Annotated in this window: 19 protein-coding genes; 6 read left to right on the top strand and 13 right to left on the bottom strand. The window is 66.3% G+C overall.

Annotated elements, in window-relative coordinates; all coding sequences use genetic code 11:
* Window positions 1–332: 332 nt before the first annotated feature.
* Together Q0R23_RS15475 and Q0R23_RS15470 are read right to left on the bottom strand one after the other, a co-directional pair.
* Window positions 333–746 carry a hypothetical protein gene (locus Q0R23_RS15475; RefSeq protein WP_293914400.1) on the bottom strand — a complete coding sequence of 138 codons (414 nt, stop codon included), beginning with the start codon at window positions 744–746 and terminating at the stop codon, window positions 333–335.
* On the bottom strand, window positions 743–1,855 hold the full coding sequence (locus Q0R23_RS15470; RefSeq protein WP_293914399.1) for a tRNA pseudouridine(13) synthase TruD: 1,113 nt from the start codon (window positions 1,853–1,855) through the stop codon (window positions 743–745). The genes Q0R23_RS15475 and Q0R23_RS15470 overlap by 4 nt, the downstream gene beginning before the upstream one ends.
* A gap of 500 nt (window positions 1,856–2,355) precedes the next feature.
* On the opposite strand from Q0R23_RS15470, the gene Q0R23_RS15465 reads away from it, so the two are divergent.
* Window positions 2,356–2,907: a CAP domain-containing protein gene (locus tag Q0R23_RS15465; protein ID WP_293914398.1), complete on the top strand. Its 552-nt coding sequence runs from the start codon at window positions 2,356–2,358 to the stop codon at window positions 2,905–2,907.
* 134 nt (window positions 2,908–3,041) lie between these two features.
* Here the strand turns inward: Q0R23_RS15465 and Q0R23_RS15460 are convergent, their stop codons facing one another.
* The 5 genes from Q0R23_RS15460 to Q0R23_RS15440 form a co-directional block, all read right to left on the bottom strand.
* On the bottom strand, window positions 3,042–3,752 hold the full coding sequence (locus Q0R23_RS15460) for an ABC transporter ATP-binding protein (protein ID WP_293914396.1): 711 nt from the start codon (window positions 3,750–3,752) through the stop codon (window positions 3,042–3,044).
* 165 nt (window positions 3,753–3,917) lie between these two features.
* Window positions 3,918–4,715 carry an ABC transporter ATP-binding protein gene (locus Q0R23_RS15455; protein WP_293914395.1) on the bottom strand — a complete coding sequence of 266 codons (798 nt, stop codon included), beginning with the start codon at window positions 4,713–4,715 and terminating at the stop codon, window positions 3,918–3,920.
* A gap of 13 nt (window positions 4,716–4,728) precedes the next feature.
* Window positions 4,729–5,676, bottom strand: coding sequence for a branched-chain amino acid ABC transporter permease (locus tag Q0R23_RS15450; RefSeq protein WP_293914393.1), 948 nt, complete (start codon window positions 5,674–5,676; stop codon window positions 4,729–4,731).
* A 291-nt stretch (window positions 5,677–5,967) separates the two neighbouring features.
* Window positions 5,968–6,942 (bottom strand): branched-chain amino acid ABC transporter permease, encoded by a 975-nt coding sequence (locus tag Q0R23_RS15445; RefSeq protein WP_293914392.1) that lies wholly within the window; start codon window positions 6,940–6,942, stop codon window positions 5,968–5,970.
* A 174-nt stretch (window positions 6,943–7,116) separates the two neighbouring features.
* On the bottom strand, window positions 7,117–8,289 hold the full coding sequence (locus Q0R23_RS15440; protein ID WP_293914390.1) for an ABC transporter substrate-binding protein: 1,173 nt from the start codon (window positions 8,287–8,289) through the stop codon (window positions 7,117–7,119).
* 214 nt (window positions 8,290–8,503) lie between these two features.
* Here Q0R23_RS15440 and Q0R23_RS15435 point away from each other — a divergent pair, with 214 nt between their 5' ends.
* The 5 genes from Q0R23_RS15435 to Q0R23_RS15415 all read left to right on the top strand — a co-directional run bounded on the left by Q0R23_RS15435 (window position 8,504) and on the right by Q0R23_RS15415 (window position 11,750).
* Complete coding sequence (locus Q0R23_RS15435; protein WP_293914389.1) at window positions 8,504–9,562, top strand: HAMP domain-containing protein; 1,059 nt, start codon at window positions 8,504–8,506, stop codon at window positions 9,560–9,562.
* Window positions 9,559–10,563: a FadR/GntR family transcriptional regulator gene (locus Q0R23_RS15430; protein WP_293914388.1), complete on the top strand. Its 1,005-nt coding sequence runs from the start codon at window positions 9,559–9,561 to the stop codon at window positions 10,561–10,563. The genes Q0R23_RS15435 and Q0R23_RS15430 overlap by 4 nt, the downstream gene beginning before the upstream one ends.
* Before the next feature lie 261 nt (window positions 10,564–10,824).
* Window positions 10,825–10,986 (top strand): hypothetical protein, encoded by a 162-nt coding sequence (locus Q0R23_RS15425; protein ID WP_293914387.1) that lies wholly within the window; start codon window positions 10,825–10,827, stop codon window positions 10,984–10,986.
* 103 nt (window positions 10,987–11,089) lie between these two features.
* Entirely contained in the window at window positions 11,090–11,455 is a 366-nt protein-coding gene (locus Q0R23_RS15420) for an ArsC/Spx/MgsR family protein (protein ID WP_293914386.1), read from the top strand.
* Between the two features lie 46 nt (window positions 11,456–11,501).
* Entirely contained in the window at window positions 11,502–11,750 is a 249-nt protein-coding gene (locus tag Q0R23_RS15415) for a hypothetical protein (RefSeq protein WP_293914385.1), read from the top strand.
* A gap of 282 nt (window positions 11,751–12,032) precedes the next feature.
* Here the strand turns inward: Q0R23_RS15415 and pgl are convergent, their stop codons facing one another.
* From pgl to Q0R23_RS15385, 6 genes are all read right to left on the bottom strand, one after another.
* Window positions 12,033–12,710, bottom strand: a complete 678-nt coding sequence (gene pgl, locus Q0R23_RS15410) for a 6-phosphogluconolactonase (protein WP_293914383.1) — start codon at window positions 12,708–12,710, stop codon at window positions 12,033–12,035.
* Window positions 12,707–13,693, bottom strand: a complete 987-nt coding sequence (locus Q0R23_RS15405; RefSeq protein ID WP_293914381.1) for a glucose-6-phosphate dehydrogenase assembly protein OpcA — start codon at window positions 13,691–13,693, stop codon at window positions 12,707–12,709. The genes pgl and Q0R23_RS15405 overlap by 4 nt, the downstream gene beginning before the upstream one ends.
* A gap of 27 nt (window positions 13,694–13,720) precedes the next feature.
* Window positions 13,721–15,283 (bottom strand): glucose-6-phosphate dehydrogenase, encoded by a 1,563-nt coding sequence (zwf, locus tag Q0R23_RS15400; RefSeq protein ID WP_293914401.1) that lies wholly within the window; start codon window positions 15,281–15,283, stop codon window positions 13,721–13,723.
* Window positions 15,284–15,804: 521 nt separating this feature from the next.
* Window positions 15,805–16,887, bottom strand: a complete 1,083-nt coding sequence (gene gnd / locus Q0R23_RS15395) for a phosphogluconate dehydrogenase (NAD(+)-dependent, decarboxylating) (RefSeq protein ID WP_293914379.1) — start codon at window positions 16,885–16,887, stop codon at window positions 15,805–15,807.
* A gap of 331 nt (window positions 16,888–17,218) precedes the next feature.
* Window positions 17,219–17,761: an SRPBCC family protein gene (locus Q0R23_RS15390; RefSeq protein WP_293914378.1), complete on the bottom strand. Its 543-nt coding sequence runs from the start codon at window positions 17,759–17,761 to the stop codon at window positions 17,219–17,221.
* Between the two features lie 7 nt (window positions 17,762–17,768).
* Window positions 17,769–18,899: O-antigen ligase family protein (locus tag Q0R23_RS15385; protein ID WP_293914376.1), on the bottom strand; the 1,131-nt coding region annotated here is incomplete at its 5' end.

The following is an 18,899-nucleotide window of genomic DNA, read 5'->3' as shown; positions in this document are numbered from 1 at the left end:
GGTCAGGGCTGGGCGGTGGCGCGACCTGCCATCGCTCTGGAGTGCTATTGGGAAGGCCCTTGATGCCGTAACAGTTCAGGATGTCCTCGGCTGGTTCGGGGCTGCCTATCCTATGGCCTTTTTGTGAAATCTGCTCTAGGGCGATTGGCGCGGCTTGTTTGGGGGGTGCGGTGCGCGGTGGGCAGGCAGTGCGAACAGCGGGAGAGGGAGCCAGGTCACCTGTGAGCCGGTGTCGTCGAGCTTTCGCGTCAGTCGATCACTGGCTGGCGGTCTCAAGGTCCAGCCGACCAGACCCACCGCCGTTCCCGCCTCCCGCGCACTCGCCTGCCCGGTTACGGCGCTGCCACCACCGCGTCCACGGTAATCAGTGTGGAGGCGTCGAAGCGCAGCAGCACCTTGACGCGCTGGCCGGGCCTGAAGGTGCCGCCCAGGACCACCCGGTAGGTGCTGCTCTGCGAGACGGTCAGCGGGCTGCCGAGCGGAATGGCGCTCACCACCTGACAGCGCGGGTCGCAGCGCATCAGCCGGGCGTGGCCGCTGCCCGACCAGACGCCGGTGAGGCTGGCGCTGCCACGCGGCATCAGGTGGGCTTCGAGCAACACGCCGCCGAAGGTGGGGCGCAGGATGGTCGTCCCGACACCGGGTCCGAGACTGGGCGCGGCGGCGGCGGGGCACAGCAGACCAGTGGCCAGCAGGCCAGTGACGAGCAGACCAGCGGCCAGCAGCGGGGGCCACGGGCGCTTCACTGCTCCTCACCTTCTTCAAATGGCCCGCCCTCATCCGGCTCAGGGGCGTCGACAGGGTTAGCATCAGTTTCGGCAGCGCCGCCGGGCGCGTCCACATCGTTTTTCATCAGCTCACGCAGCACCGAGGTGGCGAAACTGCCTTTGGGCAGGGCGAACGAGACGGTGTAGCCGTCGCCCTGCGACTCCAGCGTGGCGTCTTCCATGAAGATGCGGGTCAGGCGGCGGTCTCCCTTGCGCGAGGCGAAGACCTCCGGGGTCAGGCCGAATTCGGCGAGCACCTGGGCCTCCAGGGCGCCCGCCTCCGAGGTCAACGGTTTGGTTTTGCGCCCGAACAGCGTGCCGGTGGCGCTGACCTCATTGCGCCCGGACCGCAGCGACTCGGCGGGCGCGTCTTCGACCAGGAAGACCCCGCCGGTATCGTGCTTCTTGGCCATGTCGCCGACCAGCAGCCGGTCAAACACGCCCCGCTCCAGCCGCAGGCTGACGAAGCGGTTAAACAGCGCACTCTGCACGCTGCTGCTCAGGAATCTGCGCACCTGGGGGTCGCGCAGCTCGGACTGACCGCGCAGCACCCGCAGGCCCTCCTCGGCGTTGAGGCCGCCCAGCCCGAAGCGTTGCGGCCCGAAGTAGTTGGGCAGGCCCTGAGCGCCCAGCAGCGCCAGGGTTTCAGCCGCCTGATCCGCCGTGCCGGGAGCGCCGCGCACCCGCACCGTAAAGCGGTTGCCGCGCAGGTGCCCCAGCCCCAGCTTGTTGGTGTGGCGCTCGGTACGCAGAATCTGTACGCCGTCCAGGCTGAACTCGCCCAGCCGCGCCTCGAACTTGGCGGGCAGGCTGATCCACTGGCGGGTGACGGCGTGGCGGTCCTTGAGGCCCGCAATACCCAGGTCGCGGGCCTTGACACCCAGTTGAGCGCTCAGTTCGCGGGCCAGGTGGGCGGTGGTGTGGCCGCGCTTTTCGATGTGCAGGTAGAGGTGGTCGCCCGAACCGCCCGGCAGGTAGGTGGGGCGCTCCTCGACCACGAAATCTTCCGGCTGGACGCGGAGGACGCCGCCGCTGCCGGGGGTGGTGGTCAGGGCACGCAGGGCCGCCCAGGAAAAAATCAGATTCACAAGAGCCTCACCATACGCCGCTTTGGTATGAGAGGCCATGCCCGCCCCCTGCCGTATGCGGTTTTTCACATCGCCGCCTCGTCGCCACCTACCGAGGCCCGGCACCGCCTGAGCCGCCCGGAGCCGGACAGGCGTTCTTACAGCCTCCGGGCTGCGCCCAGCGCGTGCCTGAGCTTGGTAGTCAGCGACCTGTCACCAGCGCCCGGATGAGAAGGGTTGGCTGGCGGGGCGGTTTCGGCGCCTCAACTCACCAGCTTGGGGGTGCGGTCTTCATGTTCGGTGGCTCAGGCGGGCTGAGGTTCATCCGGAGAATCAGAAAAACATCGTCTGGCACGCGCCGAGCATAGTTTTGTCAGGAATAGGCCCTGTCAGGCGACGTCAAGGCCGCTGAGGGTGAGGAGGCCGCAAGGGGGCGAATTCTACTGTGCCTTCAATTCTACTGTGCCTTCAAGAAGTTCGCACGCCCCTCCCCAACAAGCACCTCACCCCTGGAGAACCCCATGACGCGTACCCTGATCCTGCTGCCTGCCGCCTTGTTCCTCGCCCTCGCCCTGAGTTCGTGTGGCGGCGCCGGAGTGCCCACCAGCAGCCTGCTCAGCGCGACCAGCAGCAAGGACGCCGGACCCCAGGACCTGAGCGCCGAAGAGCGCATGATGCTCGACGCGACCAACGCGATGCGCACCCAGAACCAGAAGTGCGACGGCGCGGTATTCAAGGCCACCACCCCGCTCACCTGGAACGGCTACCTGGCCCGTTCAGCCCGCGCCCACACGGCGGACATGGCCAACCAGAACTACTTCGACCACGTGGCCCCCGACGGCGGCACCCTGGCTACCCGCGACAACGCCGCTGGCTACACCGGCTGGACCACCCTGGGTGAGAACATCGTGGCGGGCGACGACGTGAGCGGCTTCGTGCAGCGCTGGATGGAAAGCCCCTCGCACTGCAAAACCCTGATGGACCCCAAGTTCAGGGAACTGGGCATCGGCTATGTGCTCAAGGCGGGCACGACCTACCGCACCTACGCCACCCAGGAATTCGGCACCCGCTGAGCGGAGGCGCACAGGCCAGGAGAGGTTAAGAACGAAGGACCGGAAGGCTGACTGCGCTCCCGGTCCTTCGTCTACCGGGAAGTGGGAAGTGGGCAAAGATCGAGCCCCACTTCCCACTTCCCACCTGCCCACTGCTATCCCCCCAGATACGCGTGCAGCACCCGCTCGTCATTCGCCAGCTCGGCAGACGGGCCGCTGAAGGTGATTTGCCCGGCCTCCATGACGTAGGTGCGGTGGCTGCTCTGCATCGCCAGGCGGGCGTTTTGCTCGACCAGCAAAATGGTGACGCCCTGGGCGTTCAGTTCCTTGATGATGCCGAAGATCTCCAGCACGATGATCGGCGCCAGGCCCAGGCTCGGTTCGTCGAGGAGCAGCAACTTGGGGCGGCTCATCAGGGCGCGGGCGATGGCCAGCATCTGCTGTTCGCCGCCCGATAAGGTGCCTGCCAGTTGGCCCCGGCGCTCGCCCAGTCGCGGAAAACGCTCGTACATCCGCCGGATGTCGGCCTGAATCTGTGCCGAGTCGCGCCGGATAAAGGCGCCGAGTTCCAGGTTGTCGGCCACGCTCTGACGGGCCAGCACCTGACGCCCCTCCGGGCTGTGGGCCACGCCGTAGCGCACCACCACGTCGGCAGAGACGGCCAGCAAATCGTGGCCGTCGAAGCTGAGCGTGCCGCTGCGGGGCTTCATCATCCTTGAGATGGCCCGCAACGTGGTGGTCTTGCCCGCCCCGTTGGCCCCGATCAGCGTCACGATCTCGCCCGCCTCGACGGTCAGCGAGATGTCCCGCACCGCCTGCACCGCGCCGTAGTTGACACTGAGATTGTTGAGTTCGAGTAGCGGCATGGGGGGCTCCTTCGGAGGGCGGGATGGGGAAGTGGGCAGGTGGGAAGTGGGCAGGTGGGGAGTGGGAACAGATAGGGATGCGGAGAACCGGGTCCGGCCTTCATTGCATTAGGAGGTCCAGTGAGCGAAGTGAATGTCCTCATGCTTTTCCCACTGCCCACCTCCCTACGACCCCAGATACGCCTCGATCACTTTCGGGTCTTTCTGCACGCGCTCAGGGTCGCCCACGGCGATCAGTTGGCCGAAGTTGAGCACCGCCACCCGGTCGCACAGGTTCATCACCAGCGGGACGTGGTGCTCGATGACCAGCACGGTCAGGTCGAAGCGGTCGCGGACCTCGCGGATAAAGCTGGTCAGGGCGCCCTTCTCGGAGGTGTTCATTCCGGCGGCGGGTTCGTCGAGCAGCAGCACGCGGGGGCCGGTGGCCAGGGCGCGGGCGATTTCGAGCCTTCGCTGATCGCCGTAGCTGAAGTTTCTGGCCTGCTCCCCGGCACGGTCGGCCAGGCCCACCAGATCGAGCAGCTCCCAGGCCCGCTGCTCGACCCGGCGTTCCTCGGCGCGGGCTCGGCCAAAGATGCCGGTCCACAGGCCCGCCTGGGTGCGGCAGTGCTGCGCGATCTTGATGTTTTCCAGCGCCGAGAGCGGCCCGAACAGCCGGATGTTCTGGAAGGTCCGGCTCACCCCCTCGGCGGCCACCTGATGCGGCGCCAGGCCGGTCAGGGTCGTGTTGCCGAAGCGCAGCGTGCCGCTCGACGGCGGCGTCAGGCCGGTCATCAGGTTGAATAAGGTGGTCTTGCCCGCGCCGTTGGGGCCGATCAGTCCGAAGACCTCGCCGCGCCGGACCTGAAACGACACGTCGTTGACAGCGACCAGCCCCCCGAAGCGCCGGGTCAGGTGCTGGGCGTCGAGCAGCACCTCGGCGCTCCCAGCGTCGCCCTTGCTCAAAGTCACGCCACTGTTCACAACGTCTCCCTGTTCACAACGTCTCCGGGGTATACGGCGGCCCCACCGGCCCCTCGTCACGCGGCGGCGCACTGGGGCGAATCGGCGGCTTGGGTTTGCGGCCCAGGCTGCCCACGATGCCCTGGGGCAGATACAGGCTGGCCACCACCAGCACCAGGCCGTTGATGACCAGCCGCCAGTCGGCCAGGCCGCGCAGCACTTCCGGCAGCGCCGTGAGCAGCGCCCCGCCCAGCAGCGGCCCCCACATGCTGCGGCTACCGCCGATCAGCACGAAGGCCAGGTAGGCAATCGAGGCGTCGAAGGTGCCCTGTTTGGCGTTCCAGGTGTTCAGAAACGGCGCACTCATCGAGCCGACAATTCCGGCCAGCACGGCGCCGATGACGAAGGCCAGCACCTTGTAGCGGGTCGGCGGCACGCCCATGGCGTCGGCGGCCAGTTCGTCCTCGCGGATGGCGCGGAAGGCCCGGCCCGTGCGCGAGCGCGAGAGCTGGTGAAAAAACAGCAACGTCAGGATCAGCAGCGGCAAAAACTGCCACAGGTACTGCCAGCGGTCCACGAAGCCGAAGGCCTGCGGAATACCGAACAGCCCCACCGCCCCGCCCGTGATGCTGAGGTTGAGCGCCAGCACGCGCAAAATTTCCACGAAGGCGATGGTCGCCAGCGCCAGGTAGATGCCGCGCAGCCGCAGCGCCGGAACGCCCACGACGACGCCCAGTAGCCCACAGACCACCGCCCCCAGCAACCAGGTCAGCGGATAGATGCCGTAGCCCAGCGCGTCGCGCCAGCCCGCGAAGGCCGGATTGGTCAGGATCACCGCCGCGATGTAGCCGCCCAGCGCGTAGAAACCGGGCGAGGCTAGGCTGAGTTGCCCGGCCATCAGCGGCGCATACAAGCTCAGGCCCAGCAGCCCCTGCTGGAGCATGGTCGCCATCAGAAAGCCGTATTGTTGAAGAAACTCCATGCGTGTCCTTTGGGGGAGTAGGAAGTGGGGGAGTGGGTTGTGGGGAGTGGGATAAGGAAGGAAACCGTGTCGTTTTCATGAGAGGGTGCAACCAAGCATTTCAGTCATACGGGAGCGAGAAAAATGGCGTGCATGGGGCGGGGACGTTGCCCGGTGGCCCCCTCTGCAAGCAGGTCTACGACTCTCCCGCAAGGGGCGAGGGGGCAGCATCTGCCTATCGAGCACGGCTGAAAATCTGCTGAATCCCACATAATATCCAGAAGCGCTAAGAATTCCCGTTCAAACCCCAACTCACACCTTCTGAATCTGCAATTTGCCCAACAAACCCTGTGGGCGCACCAGCAAAATCACGAACAGCAGGGCGAAGGCCACGGCTTGATTGTAGGCGCTGTAATCGGCGGGCACAAAGGCTTCGGCGAGGCCGATGACCAGGCCGCCCAGCACGGCGCCGGGAATGCTGCCCAGGCCGCCCAGGACGATGACGGCCAGCCCCTTGAGGCCGTAGGTGACGCCGAAGTACGGCCCGGCGATGCCAAACGAACTGCCCACCAGCGTTCCGGCCAGGCCGCCCAGCAATCCCGCCAGGAAGAAGGTGATGACGATGAAGCGGTCCACGCTGATGCCCAGCAATGAGGCGGTGCCGGGGTTCTCGGCGACGGCCCGCAGCGCCTTGCCGGTGCGGGTGCGCCCGATAACCAGGCCCAGAATCAGCAGCAGCACCATGCTGACGCCGAAAATAATCACCTGCACGGTGCGGATGATGATGGTCTTTTTGCCCAGCTTGAACAGCAGGGCGCCCGGCAGATCGCCGTAGATGCCGTCGGGAAACGAGTAGCTCTCGGCGCCGACCAGAATCTGGATCAGATTGACGATCACCAGCGCCACGCCCAGCGAACTGACCAGCGCCAGCAGCGGATCGGCGCCGCGTGACCGCATGGGCCGGAAGGCCAGCCGCTCGATGACCACCGCCACCAGCCCGGCCAGCACCGAGCCGACCAGCGCCGAGAGGGCAAATCCCCAGGCGCTCCCGGCCAGCGGCGAGCCGTTCGGGAACAAATTGACGCCTTTAAGCAGCCCGTTGTTCTCGAACTGGCCGGAGATCAGGGTGTAGGTGAAGTACGCGCCGAGCGTGAACACGGCGCCGTGGGCGAAGTTGATGATGCCCAGGATCGAGAAGATGAGCGTATACCCCAGCGCGAACAGGGCGTAGACGCTGCCGATGGCCAGGCCGTTGAGCACGTTCTGGAGGAAGCTGCTGAGGTCCATAATCCTCCGGGGCTTGTGGCGCGTGGCTTGTGGGGAGAGATCAGGGAGTGGGGAGTGGGAGGGTGGGAAGTGGGCTTGATCATTTCGCCGTCGATTGGCTACTCGAAGGCGTGAACACGACGAATGCCCTCCGCGCTTTTCCCACTCCCTACTTCCCTACTTCAGATAAACGCCCTACTTCAAGTAAACGAAGGAACCCGTCTTGGCGTCTTTCATCTTGATCTGGGCGACGTAGAAGTCCTTCTGGATGACTTCGCCGTCCTTGTCAAAGGAAATATCACCCAGTGGGGTTTTGTATTTGCCGAGCAGAATCTGCCTGTTCAGCTCGATGCGCAGCTCCGGCAGGGTCCATTCGGTGATCTTCTTCTTGCGGTCGATGACACGCAGGGCGTCCACGAAGACCTGGACGCCGGTGTACGCCTGGGCCGCGAACTGGGGCGGCGGCTTTTTATACTGGGCGGTGTAGGCCTTGACGAACACCTGGTTGGCCGCGCTGGGCTGGGCCGGGCTGTACGCCTGGGCGATAATCACGCCGTCGCAGAACTTCTGGCAGACCGGGAACATGTTGGAGGTGTTCATGCCGTTGCCGCCGATAATCAGGCCCTTGTAGCCGAGCTGCCGGAGCTGCTTGGTGAGGTTGCCGCCGTCGTTGGCCAGCCCCGAAATAATCACCAGATCGACGTTCTCGCCGAGCACTGCCGTGACCTGGGTGGTGAAATCGTTGTCGGTGGTCTGGAATTTCTGCACGGTGGCCAGCGTCAGGCCCTGATCCTTGACCGTCTGCTGGAAGGTGCCGGTCTCACTGGTCGAGAAGGCGTCGTTCTGGGCGTAAAGTACCGCCACCTTCTTGATCTTGGGATCGATCTTCAGCGCCTGACGCACGGCGTTGGGCGCCACCACGGCCACCGGCGCCGACACACGGGCGATGAACTCGCCGATCTGCGGAATGCCCTTGGCGGTGTTGCTCGGCCCCAGCACCGGCACCTTGGCCCGGTCGGCGATGGGATCGGCGGAAAAGGCTTGCTGCGAGAGCGTCGGCCCCACGATACCCACCACCTGATCCTTGCTGATCAGCGTCTGGAAGGCGTTGATGGCCCCGGCCTCGTCGCCGCCGGTATCCTGAAACACCAGCTTGATCGGCGTGCCATTGATACCGCCGCGCCCGTTGATGAACTGCTCGGCGAATTTGGCCCCGATCACCTGTTCCTGGCCCAGCAGGGCGGTGTTACTGGTCTGGGCCACGGCGATACCCAGCGGAACCGGCGAGGCGATTTTCTGGGCGCCCGCCACCACGAGCAGATTCAGGGCGAGCAGATTCAGGGTATGAACAGCAGACAGTCGACGCATAGCAAACTCCTTGTAAAGCATGAAAAAACAGCACGGCGAACGCGGCAGGGCTGTTCAGAGCGCCACCCAGGGCACGCTGAAGACAATGTAATGAACGAACAGTGAGTCTCCAGAAGTGTAGAGGTAGAGGCGCATTAAGTCAATCGAATCATTCATCCGATGAGTGTACTCAGTCTAAGATTTACCGGGGCATGCCCTGACGTAGCATGGGACCATGTCACAGCTCAGGCACGGCGCGGTGCAGCGAAGCTCAGTTCGGGCGGGTACAGGCCAGACGGGTACAGGCCAGACGGGCGCAGGCCAGGCAGCGGCGCCCCTTCCCCGGACGCGCCCAGGACGCGGACTGCTGCCCCGGCTGCTGACCATCACGCTGCTGCCGGTGCTGATCGTGGGTTTGATGGTCACGGCGCTGCTGTGGGCCGAGCGGGTCAGTGCCCTGCAGGCCATCGACGAGGGGCTGGCCAGCACGGTGGCCCGCATCCTGGCGACCACGCTGGACGTGAGTGAACTGCCGCAGGTGGTCGGCCAGCTTCAGGCCGCCGTGAGCGCCGAGAACGTGGCCTTCGTGGACGTGCGGCCCGCCGGGGGCAGCACCCGGTTTTTCCGCTCCAAGTCGCCGGAGACCGACTGGGCGCTGCGGGCCGCCTACGACGCGGCGATGGTAAACGGTCCGGGCAACGCTGCGGGCAACGCTGCGGGCAAGGCTTCAGGCAGCCAGCGCTTCGTCTTTCACGACGAGCGGCAGTCGCTATACCGGGCGGCGGCAGGGCAGGTCAGCGACCCCGGCGTGCGCGAGCGGCTGGGCGGGGTGGCCGCCAGCTTGCCGGAGCGCGACTTGCGCTATCAGGTGGTCCGCACGGGGGTCTACGAGACCCTGGCCGGACAGCGCCACCTGCGCCTTCCCGGTGAGGCGGCGCCGCCCGGCAGGCTGATCTTCGAGCTGGGGGTGGGCGTCAGCAACGCCGACATCGAGGCGCTGCTGACGCGGCAACAGTGGCTGGTGGCGCTGGCGTGCGCCCTGGCCGTAGCGCTGGCGGCGGGCCTGGCCTGGCGGGCCACCGGGCGCATCGTGCGGCCCCTGGTGAAACTGACCCGCGCGGCTGACCGCCTGAGCCTGGGTGATCTGGGCGAGCAGGGCGAGAGCGTCGATCTGGTCGGCCCGGCCCGCAGCGTCACCGAGCTGAGCGAACTGGCCGGGGCCATCGAGCGGCTGCGCATCAGCCTGAGCCTGGCCATGACCCGCCTGCGCCCGCCGGGGCAAAGGCAGCCGTGACCACCTCGCCCGCACCGTCCCAGTTCAATCTCGACCCGCAGGACAAGCTCTCACTCGGCGAAAACATCGCCCAGCACATCCAGGGGTTGCTGCACCAGGGCAAGTTGCGGCCCGGTGACACGCTGCCGACCCAGCGCGAGCTGGCCCAGCAGTACGGCACGGGGGTCGCGGCGGTCCGCGAGGCCATCAGCATTCTCTCGGCTGCCGGGGTGGTGGACGCCCGGCCCGGACGCGGCACGCTGATTCTGGACGCCGCCGAGGGGCTGCCCAGCGTGAACCTGTGGCTGGGCGCGGTGAGCACCGAGCAGGAGGCGCTCGATTTTCTGGACGCCCGGCAGGTGCTGGAGCATTACACCATCGCCCACGCCGCCCTGAGAGCCAGCGCCGAGGATCAGGCCGAGTTGAGGCAGGTGCTGGCACAGATGCGCGAGGCGGGCGGCGACCCCGAACTGTTTGTCGCCGCCGACCTGGCGCTGCATTTCGCCATTGCGCGGGCGGCGGGCAACCCGGTGATGATGCGGCTACTGCACGCCATTCACGCGCCGATTTCGCAGGTGCTGCGGGTGGTCAGCCACCAACTGATCGCCGAGGGCCGTTTCGGCGAGCTGTACGTCATCCACGAGGCGCTGGTGGGCGCCATTCTGGAGCGCGACGTGGACGCGGCCCTGGCCGCCTTCGGGGCCATGATGAACACCTTCGTCCACCATGAGACCCTGGGCCTGGCGCTGGGCCGCGCCGCCCCCCGTGACGAACCGCTGGGCGAGGCGTTCTCGGAAGACCTGCACTGGAACCTGACCCGCCTCATCGGCCCGATGGCCCAGGTGCTGATTCCCGAAGCCGCCGGACAGCTCGGACACGCCCCCGCCACCCTGACCGCCCGCGAACTCGGCGCCTACCTGGGCGTGGTGGGCAAGCAGTTGCCGCCCGGCAAGCAGAGCGAGTGGCAGGCCCTGAGTGGTCTGCTCCAGGCGCGGTATGGACGGCTAGAGCCGGGGAGCTGAGCACCGGGAGAATCGGTTTTGTCCAAACCGGTGAGTTGCCATCTTCAGCAACGCAAAAAGGCCCACCCACAGACATCTGAATGGGCCTTCACTGACGATTGCAGCGCTCGAAACACCTGTTCGACCCAGATCGCGGGGAAAAACAGCTTGGTTTCTTCGGGCACCCAGTCGGTGTGGCCCTGCTCCCCGCCACCACTCGCCTCGCCTCTCTCTGCAACGACTTCCTACCGCTGTGCGCAGGCCAGACGGCTTAGCGACCTGATGGCCGTGAGCATGGCCCGCGTGCAGGAATTCCTGGTGGCCCGCCGGGGCGACTGGGCCAGTGTGCAGCGCGACTGGGCCAGTGTGCAGCGCGACTGGGGCGAGCTGTGCGGCGAGGAGACACTACCCTGCCCGACGCGGCTGCGCCTTCAGAGTGCATAAATTTGACTTCGGCGGTATACTGCGCTATGTTGTTGTCATCACCGCCGAGCAAGGCGGATTTTTTATGGTGATTTTTCGGCTGCGGCGCCGTTAGAATTTTCAGATGCCCGCCCCTAAAACTGAGATCACCGTCCAGATGTTCGGCCTCAAGAAGTCGGCGGCCACCCGCGCTGCCGAGCGCTTTTTCAAGGAGCGGCGCGTCAAGGTGCATTTCATGGACCTGGCCAGCAAACCGATCAGCAAGGGTGAGCTGGCCCGCTTTCAGCAGAAATTCGGCGTGGACGGCGTGCTCGACAAATCGACCAGAGCCTACGAAGATTCGGGCCTGCCGTACCTGCGACTGTCCGAAGAGGGTGTACTGGCCAAACTCGCCGCCTTCCCCGGTGCCCTGAAGCTGCCGCTGGTGCGAGGCGGCAAGCTGCTGACCGTGGGCGAGGATCAGGCGGGCTGGGCGGCGATGCTAGAGTGAACGGCCACCCCGTCTATCCTCACCTGGTCAAGCTTCAGGAGGCGAAATGAACCGAACCTTTGTCCTCCTCGTGACTGCTGTGCTCGCCCAACCCTTCGCGCTCGCCACCGATTCCGTCCTCTACACCATCCAACATAACCGGGTGCAAGACCGGCAGAAACGAGTCGTGAACGCAGCCTGCTACCAGATGATCGGCGTGGACGCGGAACTGGTCAGGACGGCGATTCTGGCCCAGGTCGTCCGGAACGGTGCGATCAAACCTCCGAACACCGAGCATCTAGAGCAGATGTCATAAAAAGACCCTTTTTATGACCGAGCGGAGCGAGTAGTTTTAACTGAGCAAGGCGCAGAATGGAGGCGCGGGGAGGCTGTTTTCCCCGTGGCGTAATTCGGAGTACTGCTCTGAGACCGACCGTCCTCTACTACGTCAAGAACGGCAAGGTCGTTGACCCCGGAGGGCGGAGGGTCAGCGAAGCCTGTTACTCGATGCTGGGCGTGACCAAGCACTACGTCCTCAAGACGAGGTACGCGGAGATCACCGACCCTCCGGGGCTGAGATGATCCTCGCCCTTCACTTTTACCCCAGCGCCGCCGCCGCCTCGTCCACGTACCAGACGGGACTCTGGACCCGCGCCACCGGATAGTCGCCTGTACCGTTCGCAAGCTGCGCCAGCACCGGAGCCTTGCCCGCGCCGGTCACCAGCAGCAAGCGCTCGCGGGCGGCGTTGATCTCGCTAAAGGTGAAGGTCAGGCGCCAGGTCCGGTGCTGCGGCACCTCGTTGGCGATCACGCGCCCGGCGCCCGACAGGCCCGCCGTGCCGGGAAACAAGCTGGCGGTGTGGCCGTCGTCGCCCATGCCCAGCAGCACCAGATCGAGCTGTTCGGGCAGCAGCGCGGCGTAGTCGATGGCCGCCTGAGCCGGGTCGCGCTCGCCTTCCATGCGGTGAATCTGAGCCCCTGGCACCGGCACCAAGTCGAGCAGGCCGACTTTCGCGGAGTGGTAGTTGCTCTGCTCATCGTCCGGCCCCACCGTGCGCTCGTCGCTGAAGTAGATGTGCGTCTGCGCCCAGGGCAGGTCCAGCGCTTTCAGGGCGGCGTACATCAGCTTCGGCGTGCTGCCGCCCGACAGCGCCACATGGAAGCTGCCGCGTGAGCGCACCGCCTGACGCGCCGCCTCGGCCACCGCCTGGGCAGCGGCGAAGGCGGCTGCCTGAGCGTCGGCGAACACATGCAGATTCAGGGCGGGCACCTTCACGGCGCTCCACTCTTCGGTTGGGCGTCCCCGGCCAGGCTGGCGCGGGCGAGCGTCCAGGCGTCCTCGAAGGTGCCGCCGCGCTCCGGGCGGGCCATCACGCGGGCCAGGCCCTCGGCCAGGGTCATGCTCGGCACCATCATCGAGGTCACTCGGTCTACCTTGTCAAAGCGCACGCGGGTCTGCACCAGTTCCGGGCCGTCGGATTTGAGTGTGAAATTCACGCCGCCCGGCCCGCTCAGCTCCACGCCGCACAGATCGCCCGCCTGGCGCTGGCCGCTGCCGCGCACGAAGGTCACGGCGTCCAGGTTCGTCCAGCCGAGCTTGGAGGCGACCCAGGCGGCGTATAGCCGGGCCGGGCGGTCGTTGCGCCCGTCGGACCAGAGTTTGAGCTCGGTCACGCGGGGCAGGGCGGCCACCGCGTCCAGGCTGTCGAAGAGTTGCGCCAGCGCCTCGCGCCAGGCTGCCGAGCGCGACCAGCCCAGATCGGCCAGGGCGTACTGGAAGGTGGGCGGAATGTCGAGTCTCAGGGTGTCGGCGATGACCTGATCGGCCACGTTGGCGAGTTCTGTCAGCAGCGGCCCGGCAGGCGGCTCGTCCGAGGCCCACCAGACGTGGTTGACGGTGGCCGACCTGAGCAGCGGCAGCACGGCACCCCGCAACTGCCCCGGACTCGCCAGCAGCGTCAGCCGCTCGATGTACAGCCCCTTTTGCGGCACCAGCTCGGCGTCGATACTCATGCGCCCGCTGGCCGAGGGTTCCATCACGGCGATGATCTGGCGCCCGGCAAAGCGGCCCTCCAGCCCCGACAGGGCGGCCCGTACCCGGTCCTGGTGCCGGGGGCTGACCAGCGCGATGATGTTGCCGGTATACGCCCGCGTCTCGATGTCGGTCTGCGACCAGAGTTCGTCCAGGGTGCGCTGGGCGCCGCGCACGGTGGTCGGCAGCGGCCCCAGCGGGGCGAGGGTCTGCTCAGCCGTGGTCATGCTGCCCCACTACTCCTTGAGCCCCGGTCATAATCTGCGCCAGCGCCGATCCGGTCCCAGCAGCTCCTCGGCTTCCTTCGGCCCCCAGGTTCCGGCCTGGTAGTTGGGAAAGTCCGGCTGGGTATGGTGTGGCGAGGCCGAATCCCAGGCTTCCAGAATGCCCGACACGATCTGCCAGGCCTGGTCCACCTCGTCCTCGCGGGGAAACAGGGTGGCGTCGCCGACCATGGCGTCCAGAATCAGGCGCGAGTAGGGGCTTTCGAGCTGCGCCCCGAAGGCGTCGTAGCGGAAATCCATGATGACCTCGCGCAGCACGTTTTCCTGGCCGGGCGTCTTGCTCGAAAACTTCAGCGACACACCTTCGTCGGGCTGGATGCGGAAGGCCAGCACGTTGCGTTCCAGGCCGCCGGGAAACAGCCCCAGCGGCGGGCGCTTGAACACCACGGCGATCTCGGTGGTCTTTTTAGGCAGCCGCTTGCCGCTGCGCACGTAAAACGGCACGCCCTGCCATCTCCAGTTGTCGATCTCGTACTTGACGGCCACGTAGGTCGGGGTGCTCGACCCCGGCCCCACGTTGGGCTCCTCGCGGTAGCCGGGGACGTGCTCGCCGTCGAGCGTGCCGGGGCCGTACTGCCCGCGCACGGCGACTTCCGGCACCCGTTCGAGCGGAATGCGGCGGATGGCCCGCAGCGCCTTGACCTTTTCGTCACGGATCGAATCGGCGTCGAAGGCGGCGGGCGGCTCCATGGCCGTGATCGCCACGACCTGCATCAGATGGTTTTGCAGCATGTCGCGCACCACACCGGCTTCCTCGTAGTAGCCAGCCCGGCCCTCCAGCCCCAGGTCCTCGGCGTTGGTGATCTGGATGTGGTCGACGAACGAGCGGTTCCACAGCGGCTCGAAGATGGCGTTGCCAAAGCGGATCGCCATCAGGTTCTGGACCGTCTCCTTGCCCAGATAGTGATCGATGCGGTAGACCTGCGACTCGTTCCAGACAGCGTGGATGGCGTCGTTCAGGTGCCGCGCCGAGGCCAGGTCGCGCCCGAAGGGCTTCTCGATGATGATGCGGCGCCAGCCCTCCGACTCGTCTTGCAGGCCCAGGCGGCCCAGGCCGTTGCTGATCGGCTCGAACAGGCTGGGCGGCGTCGACAGGTAAAACAGCGCGTTCTTGCGCCCGCCGTGGGCGTCCTCGGCCTCGTCGAGCTGGGTTTTCAGGCGCCCGTACACGTCGTCGGCGGCGAAGTCACCGAATTCGTAGTACAGCAGCTCGCGGAACTTTTCCAAGCTGCCCGGCTGGGGCGCGTCGGTCTCCTTGCTGGTTCTCAGCGCCTCGATGGCGTAGTCCTTGAACTGCTCGTCGCTCATCTCCTGGCGGCCCACGCCCACGATGTTGAAGGCGCTGCCGAGCAGGCCGTCTTGCCACAGCCCGAACACGGCGGGCAGCAGCTTGCGGCGAGACAGGTCTCCGGTGGCGCCGAAGATGACCAGCGTGGCCGGTTCGGGCGCCCGGCTGCGGCGCATTCCGGCCCGGAAAGGGTTGGGGCCGTCGCCACTCGCCTCGCCGCCGAGAGTGGTCAGGGCCGAGATCAGATTGTCAGCCTGAAGCTGCGGCGCGGTGATCTGGGTGGCGGCGGGCACGTCGGCAGGTGGCGTCAGGCTGGTACCGACGTTGCTGCGTTTCCGGCCCGCTGCTTTCGAGACTGCGACTTTCGATGCAACCGGAGTGCTCCCCTTCTTCGCCGGACGAACGGACTTGGCCGCCTGCACCACCGCCGCGCTCTGGTGGCCTGCCGCGCCGGGCAACACGTCGCTCTCTATGGCAGGGCTGGAGACCGGCTGGGCGGCGGCTTTCTTGCTGGCCTTGGATTTGACGGCTATGGCCTTGACGGGCGCGGCTTTAATTGGAGCAGGCACAGGCGCCGCCGACTTCTTGCTGACCGATTTCTTGCTGAGCGCCCTCTTGCTGGCGCTGGCTTTGGCCGGAGCCGCCTGGACGGGCGCCGCCTTCTTCGCTGGCTTTTCAGTCACGACAGTCTTCTTCGCCTTGCCGTCTTTTCTGGGGCTGTCCTTCTTGACCCCATCTTTTCTGGGGCTGGCTTTCTTGGCCGCCATTACCGCTCGCCTGCGTTCCCGGTATCGCCCGGATTGGGGTTGACCGGCTTCTGGCCGCTCTCGCCGAGCTGACGCCGGGCGTCGTCGCCGACCTGGGTTCCGGCTGCGGCGATGTTCTGGGGCCGGGCGGCTTCGGGGGTGTGGGCTTCGGGCACCACGCTCTCCTGGGCCTCCTGCTCGACCTTCTTGACCGCGTGGCCGCCGAAGGCCCGGCGCATGGCGCTGAGCATCTTGCCCGCATACGAACTCTTCTGCTGGCTGCGAAGCCGCATCTGCACGCTGAGGGTAATCACAGGGGCGGGCACGCCCTCGGCCAGCGAGTCGATGACGGTCCATCTGCCCTCGCCAGAATCGGCCACGTAATCCGACAGGTCGCTGAATTCGGCGTCGCCGCTGAGCGCGTCCGCCGTCAGGTCGAGCAGCCAGGAGCGGATGACGCTGCCGTGGCGCCACAGCTCGGCGATCTGGGCCATGTCGAGGTTCAGCTCCTCCTTGGCGTGCATCAGCTCGAAGCCCTCGGCGTAGGCCTGCATCATGCCGTACTCGATGCCGTTGTGGACCATCTTGACGTAGTGCCCGCTGCCCGCCGGACCCATCCGGCCCCAGCCGCGCCCCTTTTCGGGCGCCAGCACCTCGAAGATCGGCGTCAGGCTCTCGACCGCGCCCTGGTGCCCGCCGATCATCATGGCGTAGCCTTCCTTGAGGCCCCAGACCCCGCCGGAGGTGCCCACATCGACGAAGTGAATGCCGCGCGGCTCCAGCGTGGCGGCCCGGCGCTGGCTGTCTTTGTAGTTGCTGTTGCCGCCGTCGATGATGATGTCTCCGGCCTGCATCCGCTCGGCCAGGTCCATGACGGTCTTCTCGGTGGGGGCGCCGCTGGGCACCATCACCCAGACGGCGCGGGGAGCAGGCAGCTTGGCGATCAGCTCGTCCAGGGTGCGCGCCCCCTGGGCACCACGCGCCTCGGCCTGGACGATGTTGTCCTCGTTGAGATCGAAGGCCACCACGTTTTGATTGCCTTGCAGCAGCCGCGCCACCATGTTCCCGCCCATCTTGCCCAGCCCGATCATGCCGATATTCATGTGTTCTCCTTGATGGGGGCTCGCGGCGGATGCCTGAACCCTTCATCGCCGTTCCAGACGCTCCATAGCGTATGTTGAATACCTGTTGGTCCTGAGCGCTACCTGCCGCCCTCGCCTGCACTGAGAGGCATCATACCCGCCTGCTCTCAGGTGGGCGCCAGATACAGGTGCCCAGATTCTCTTCATTCGCCGCCCACTGCTGAGGAATGACCCGATTTCGAGCTGTCTGCAAAAAGTGCCGGGGGACGGTACCGGGGCTCCCGATGAGGGCTCCTGATAAGGCCGCCCGATCACTGCCCGCCTCTCAAGCCTCAGCACACCGGCAATCAGCTCAGGTCTTCTTGCTCTTCTTCTGACCCTTGGTGGCCTTCTGCTCGGCCCGCAGCTTGTCCTGGTACTGCTTGGCGGTGTCTTCCATCAGTTGGGCGCCCTGCTGATCGACGGCGCGTTGCAGCTCGATGAGGGTGCGCCCGCTCATGTTGCGGAGCTGGACCTCGATCTGACGCTCGATGAACTTGTAGCGAATCTGGGCGCTGGTGCTGAGCGTGACTTCGGTGCCGCCGGGAATATTCTTGAAGACCCAGCCCTGGGTGTATTTTTCCAGCGGCCCAAACGGGCCAGTCGCCTCCCAGCCGCCCCGGAAGGGTGCCTGAACCTGGCCGTACTTGGCGGTGTACGAAAATCCCAGCAGTCGGCGGTCCAGCTTGATTTTAATGACGGAGCCGCTGGCCAGCTTTTCCTCACCCAGATAAGTGGCCGCTCTTATACTGGGGTCCCAGCGGGTGCGCCGCCTGGGGTCGAGTGCCAGCCGGAACAGAATATCGGGCCGCGCCCGGATGACGATGGTGTCCTTGAAACTGAGCGTCTGAGACATAGTGGACCTACTGTAGCGCCTGCCCGGCTGCCCTGGCCCCCGCTCCTCTGGCCCCCGCTCCTCTGGCCCCCGCTCCTCTGGCCTCCGCTCCTCTGGCCTCTGCGACGACCATTCCCAGCAGCATGGCCGCCAGGCCGGTAGACGGCACCGTGATGAACCAGGCGCTCAGGTAGATCAGGTAGCCGCCGACTGGCAGCAGCGCCAGAGCGCCCGCGCGGCCCAGGCGCCCGACCACCAACCGCGCCACCGCCACCAGGAGCAGCGTGAAACTCAGCAGCCCGGCGAGCCCCTGCGAGTACAGCAGATCGACAAAGGCGTTGTGCGGCGCGACGTAATTCAGCGCCATCTGGGCGGGTTTGCCGTCCGGGCCGGTGTAGCTCACCGAGTTGCCCTGCCGCGTCAGGGCCAGCGTGGGCGCCAGACCCAGCTCCATGCGGAACGTCTCTTTGACCTTCTCGTCCGGCAGGTAGTCGAACCAGTGGTGGTTGTAGGTCTGCGGTCCCCAGCCGAGCAGCGGCCTGGCCGCGAACAGGTGCAGTCCCGCCTCCCACAGTCGCAGGCGAATACTGAGGGTCTTGGTGTCGCGCAGGTCCTTGGCGTTGGCCTGGGCCGGGGCCGCTCCAGCCGCGTACAGGGCCTGGCTGAACGTCATCAGCGGGCGGTAGGCGTTCATGGCCACCAGTGCAGCGAGCGGAATGAGCAGCAGACACACCAGATTCTTGCGGCCCAGCCTGTTCCAACTCAGCAGCATAAACAGCAGCATCGACACCACAAAGCCCAGCGTCGCCGAGGAGTTGGTGGTGCATCCCAGCCCAACCACGCCGACTAAAAACAGCAGCCAGAAGCGCCAGTCCGAGTACCGGTCCCGGAACCAGCCGAGCGGCAGCAGCGCCAGCAGCACACAGACTCCGGCCACCTGCCCCCGGTAGCTCACCGTGACCGCCGGATAGACGGTACTGAGCGTGGTGTGCGCCTCGGTGATGGACGCCAGGGGCCGGAAGCCCAGATACTCGGCGATCACCAGCCCATTGAACACCAGAATCAGCGCGGCCAGCCCGCCCCGGCGCACCCGCTGGCCCGCCGCGTAGGTGGCGAAGGTCAGGGCGCCCAGCCCCAGGAACAGCGCACCGGTCCAGAA

Origin of the sequence: Deinococcus sp., from assembly GCF_025362455.1 — a bacterium.
GTDB lineage: Bacteria > Deinococcota > Deinococci > Deinococcales > Deinococcaceae > Deinococcus.
This window is presented reverse-complemented; position numbering and strand designations above follow the sequence as displayed.

Bases quoted from the DNA above. Each gene is read 5' to 3' on its own strand.
- Q0R23_RS15445 (WP_293914392.1), bottom strand. From the start codon at position 6,942: ATGGACCTCAGCAGCTTCCTCCAGAACGTGCTCAACGGCCTGGCCATC.
- Q0R23_RS15440 (WP_293914390.1), bottom strand. From the start codon at position 8,289: ATGCGTCGACTGTCTGCTGTTCATACCCTGAATCTGCTCGCCCTGAAT.
- Q0R23_RS15465 (WP_293914398.1), top strand. From the start codon at position 2,356: ATGACGCGTACCCTGATCCTGCTGCCTGCCGCCTTGTTCCTCGCCCTC.
- gnd (WP_293914379.1), bottom strand. From the start codon at position 16,887: ATGAATATCGGCATGATCGGGCTGGGCAAGATGGGCGGGAACATGGTG.
- Q0R23_RS15425 (WP_293914387.1), top strand. From the start codon at position 10,825: ATGGCCGTGAGCATGGCCCGCGTGCAGGAATTCCTGGTGGCCCGCCGG.
- Q0R23_RS15435 (WP_293914389.1), top strand. From the start codon at position 8,504: ATGTCACAGCTCAGGCACGGCGCGGTGCAGCGAAGCTCAGTTCGGGCG.
- Q0R23_RS15405 (WP_293914381.1), bottom strand. From the start codon at position 13,693: ATGACCACGGCTGAGCAGACCCTCGCCCCGCTGGGGCCGCTGCCGACC.
- Q0R23_RS15420 (WP_293914386.1), top strand. From the start codon at position 11,090: ATGCCCGCCCCTAAAACTGAGATCACCGTCCAGATGTTCGGCCTCAAG.
- Q0R23_RS15460 (WP_293914396.1), bottom strand. From the start codon at position 3,752: ATGCCGCTACTCGAACTCAACAATCTCAGTGTCAACTACGGCGCGGTG.
- Q0R23_RS15390 (WP_293914378.1), bottom strand. From the start codon at position 17,761: ATGTCTCAGACGCTCAGTTTCAAGGACACCATCGTCATCCGGGCGCGG.
- Q0R23_RS15415 (WP_293914385.1), top strand. From the start codon at position 11,502: ATGAACCGAACCTTTGTCCTCCTCGTGACTGCTGTGCTCGCCCAACCC.
- Q0R23_RS15450 (WP_293914393.1), bottom strand. From the start codon at position 5,676: ATGGAGTTTCTTCAACAATACGGCTTTCTGATGGCGACCATGCTCCAG.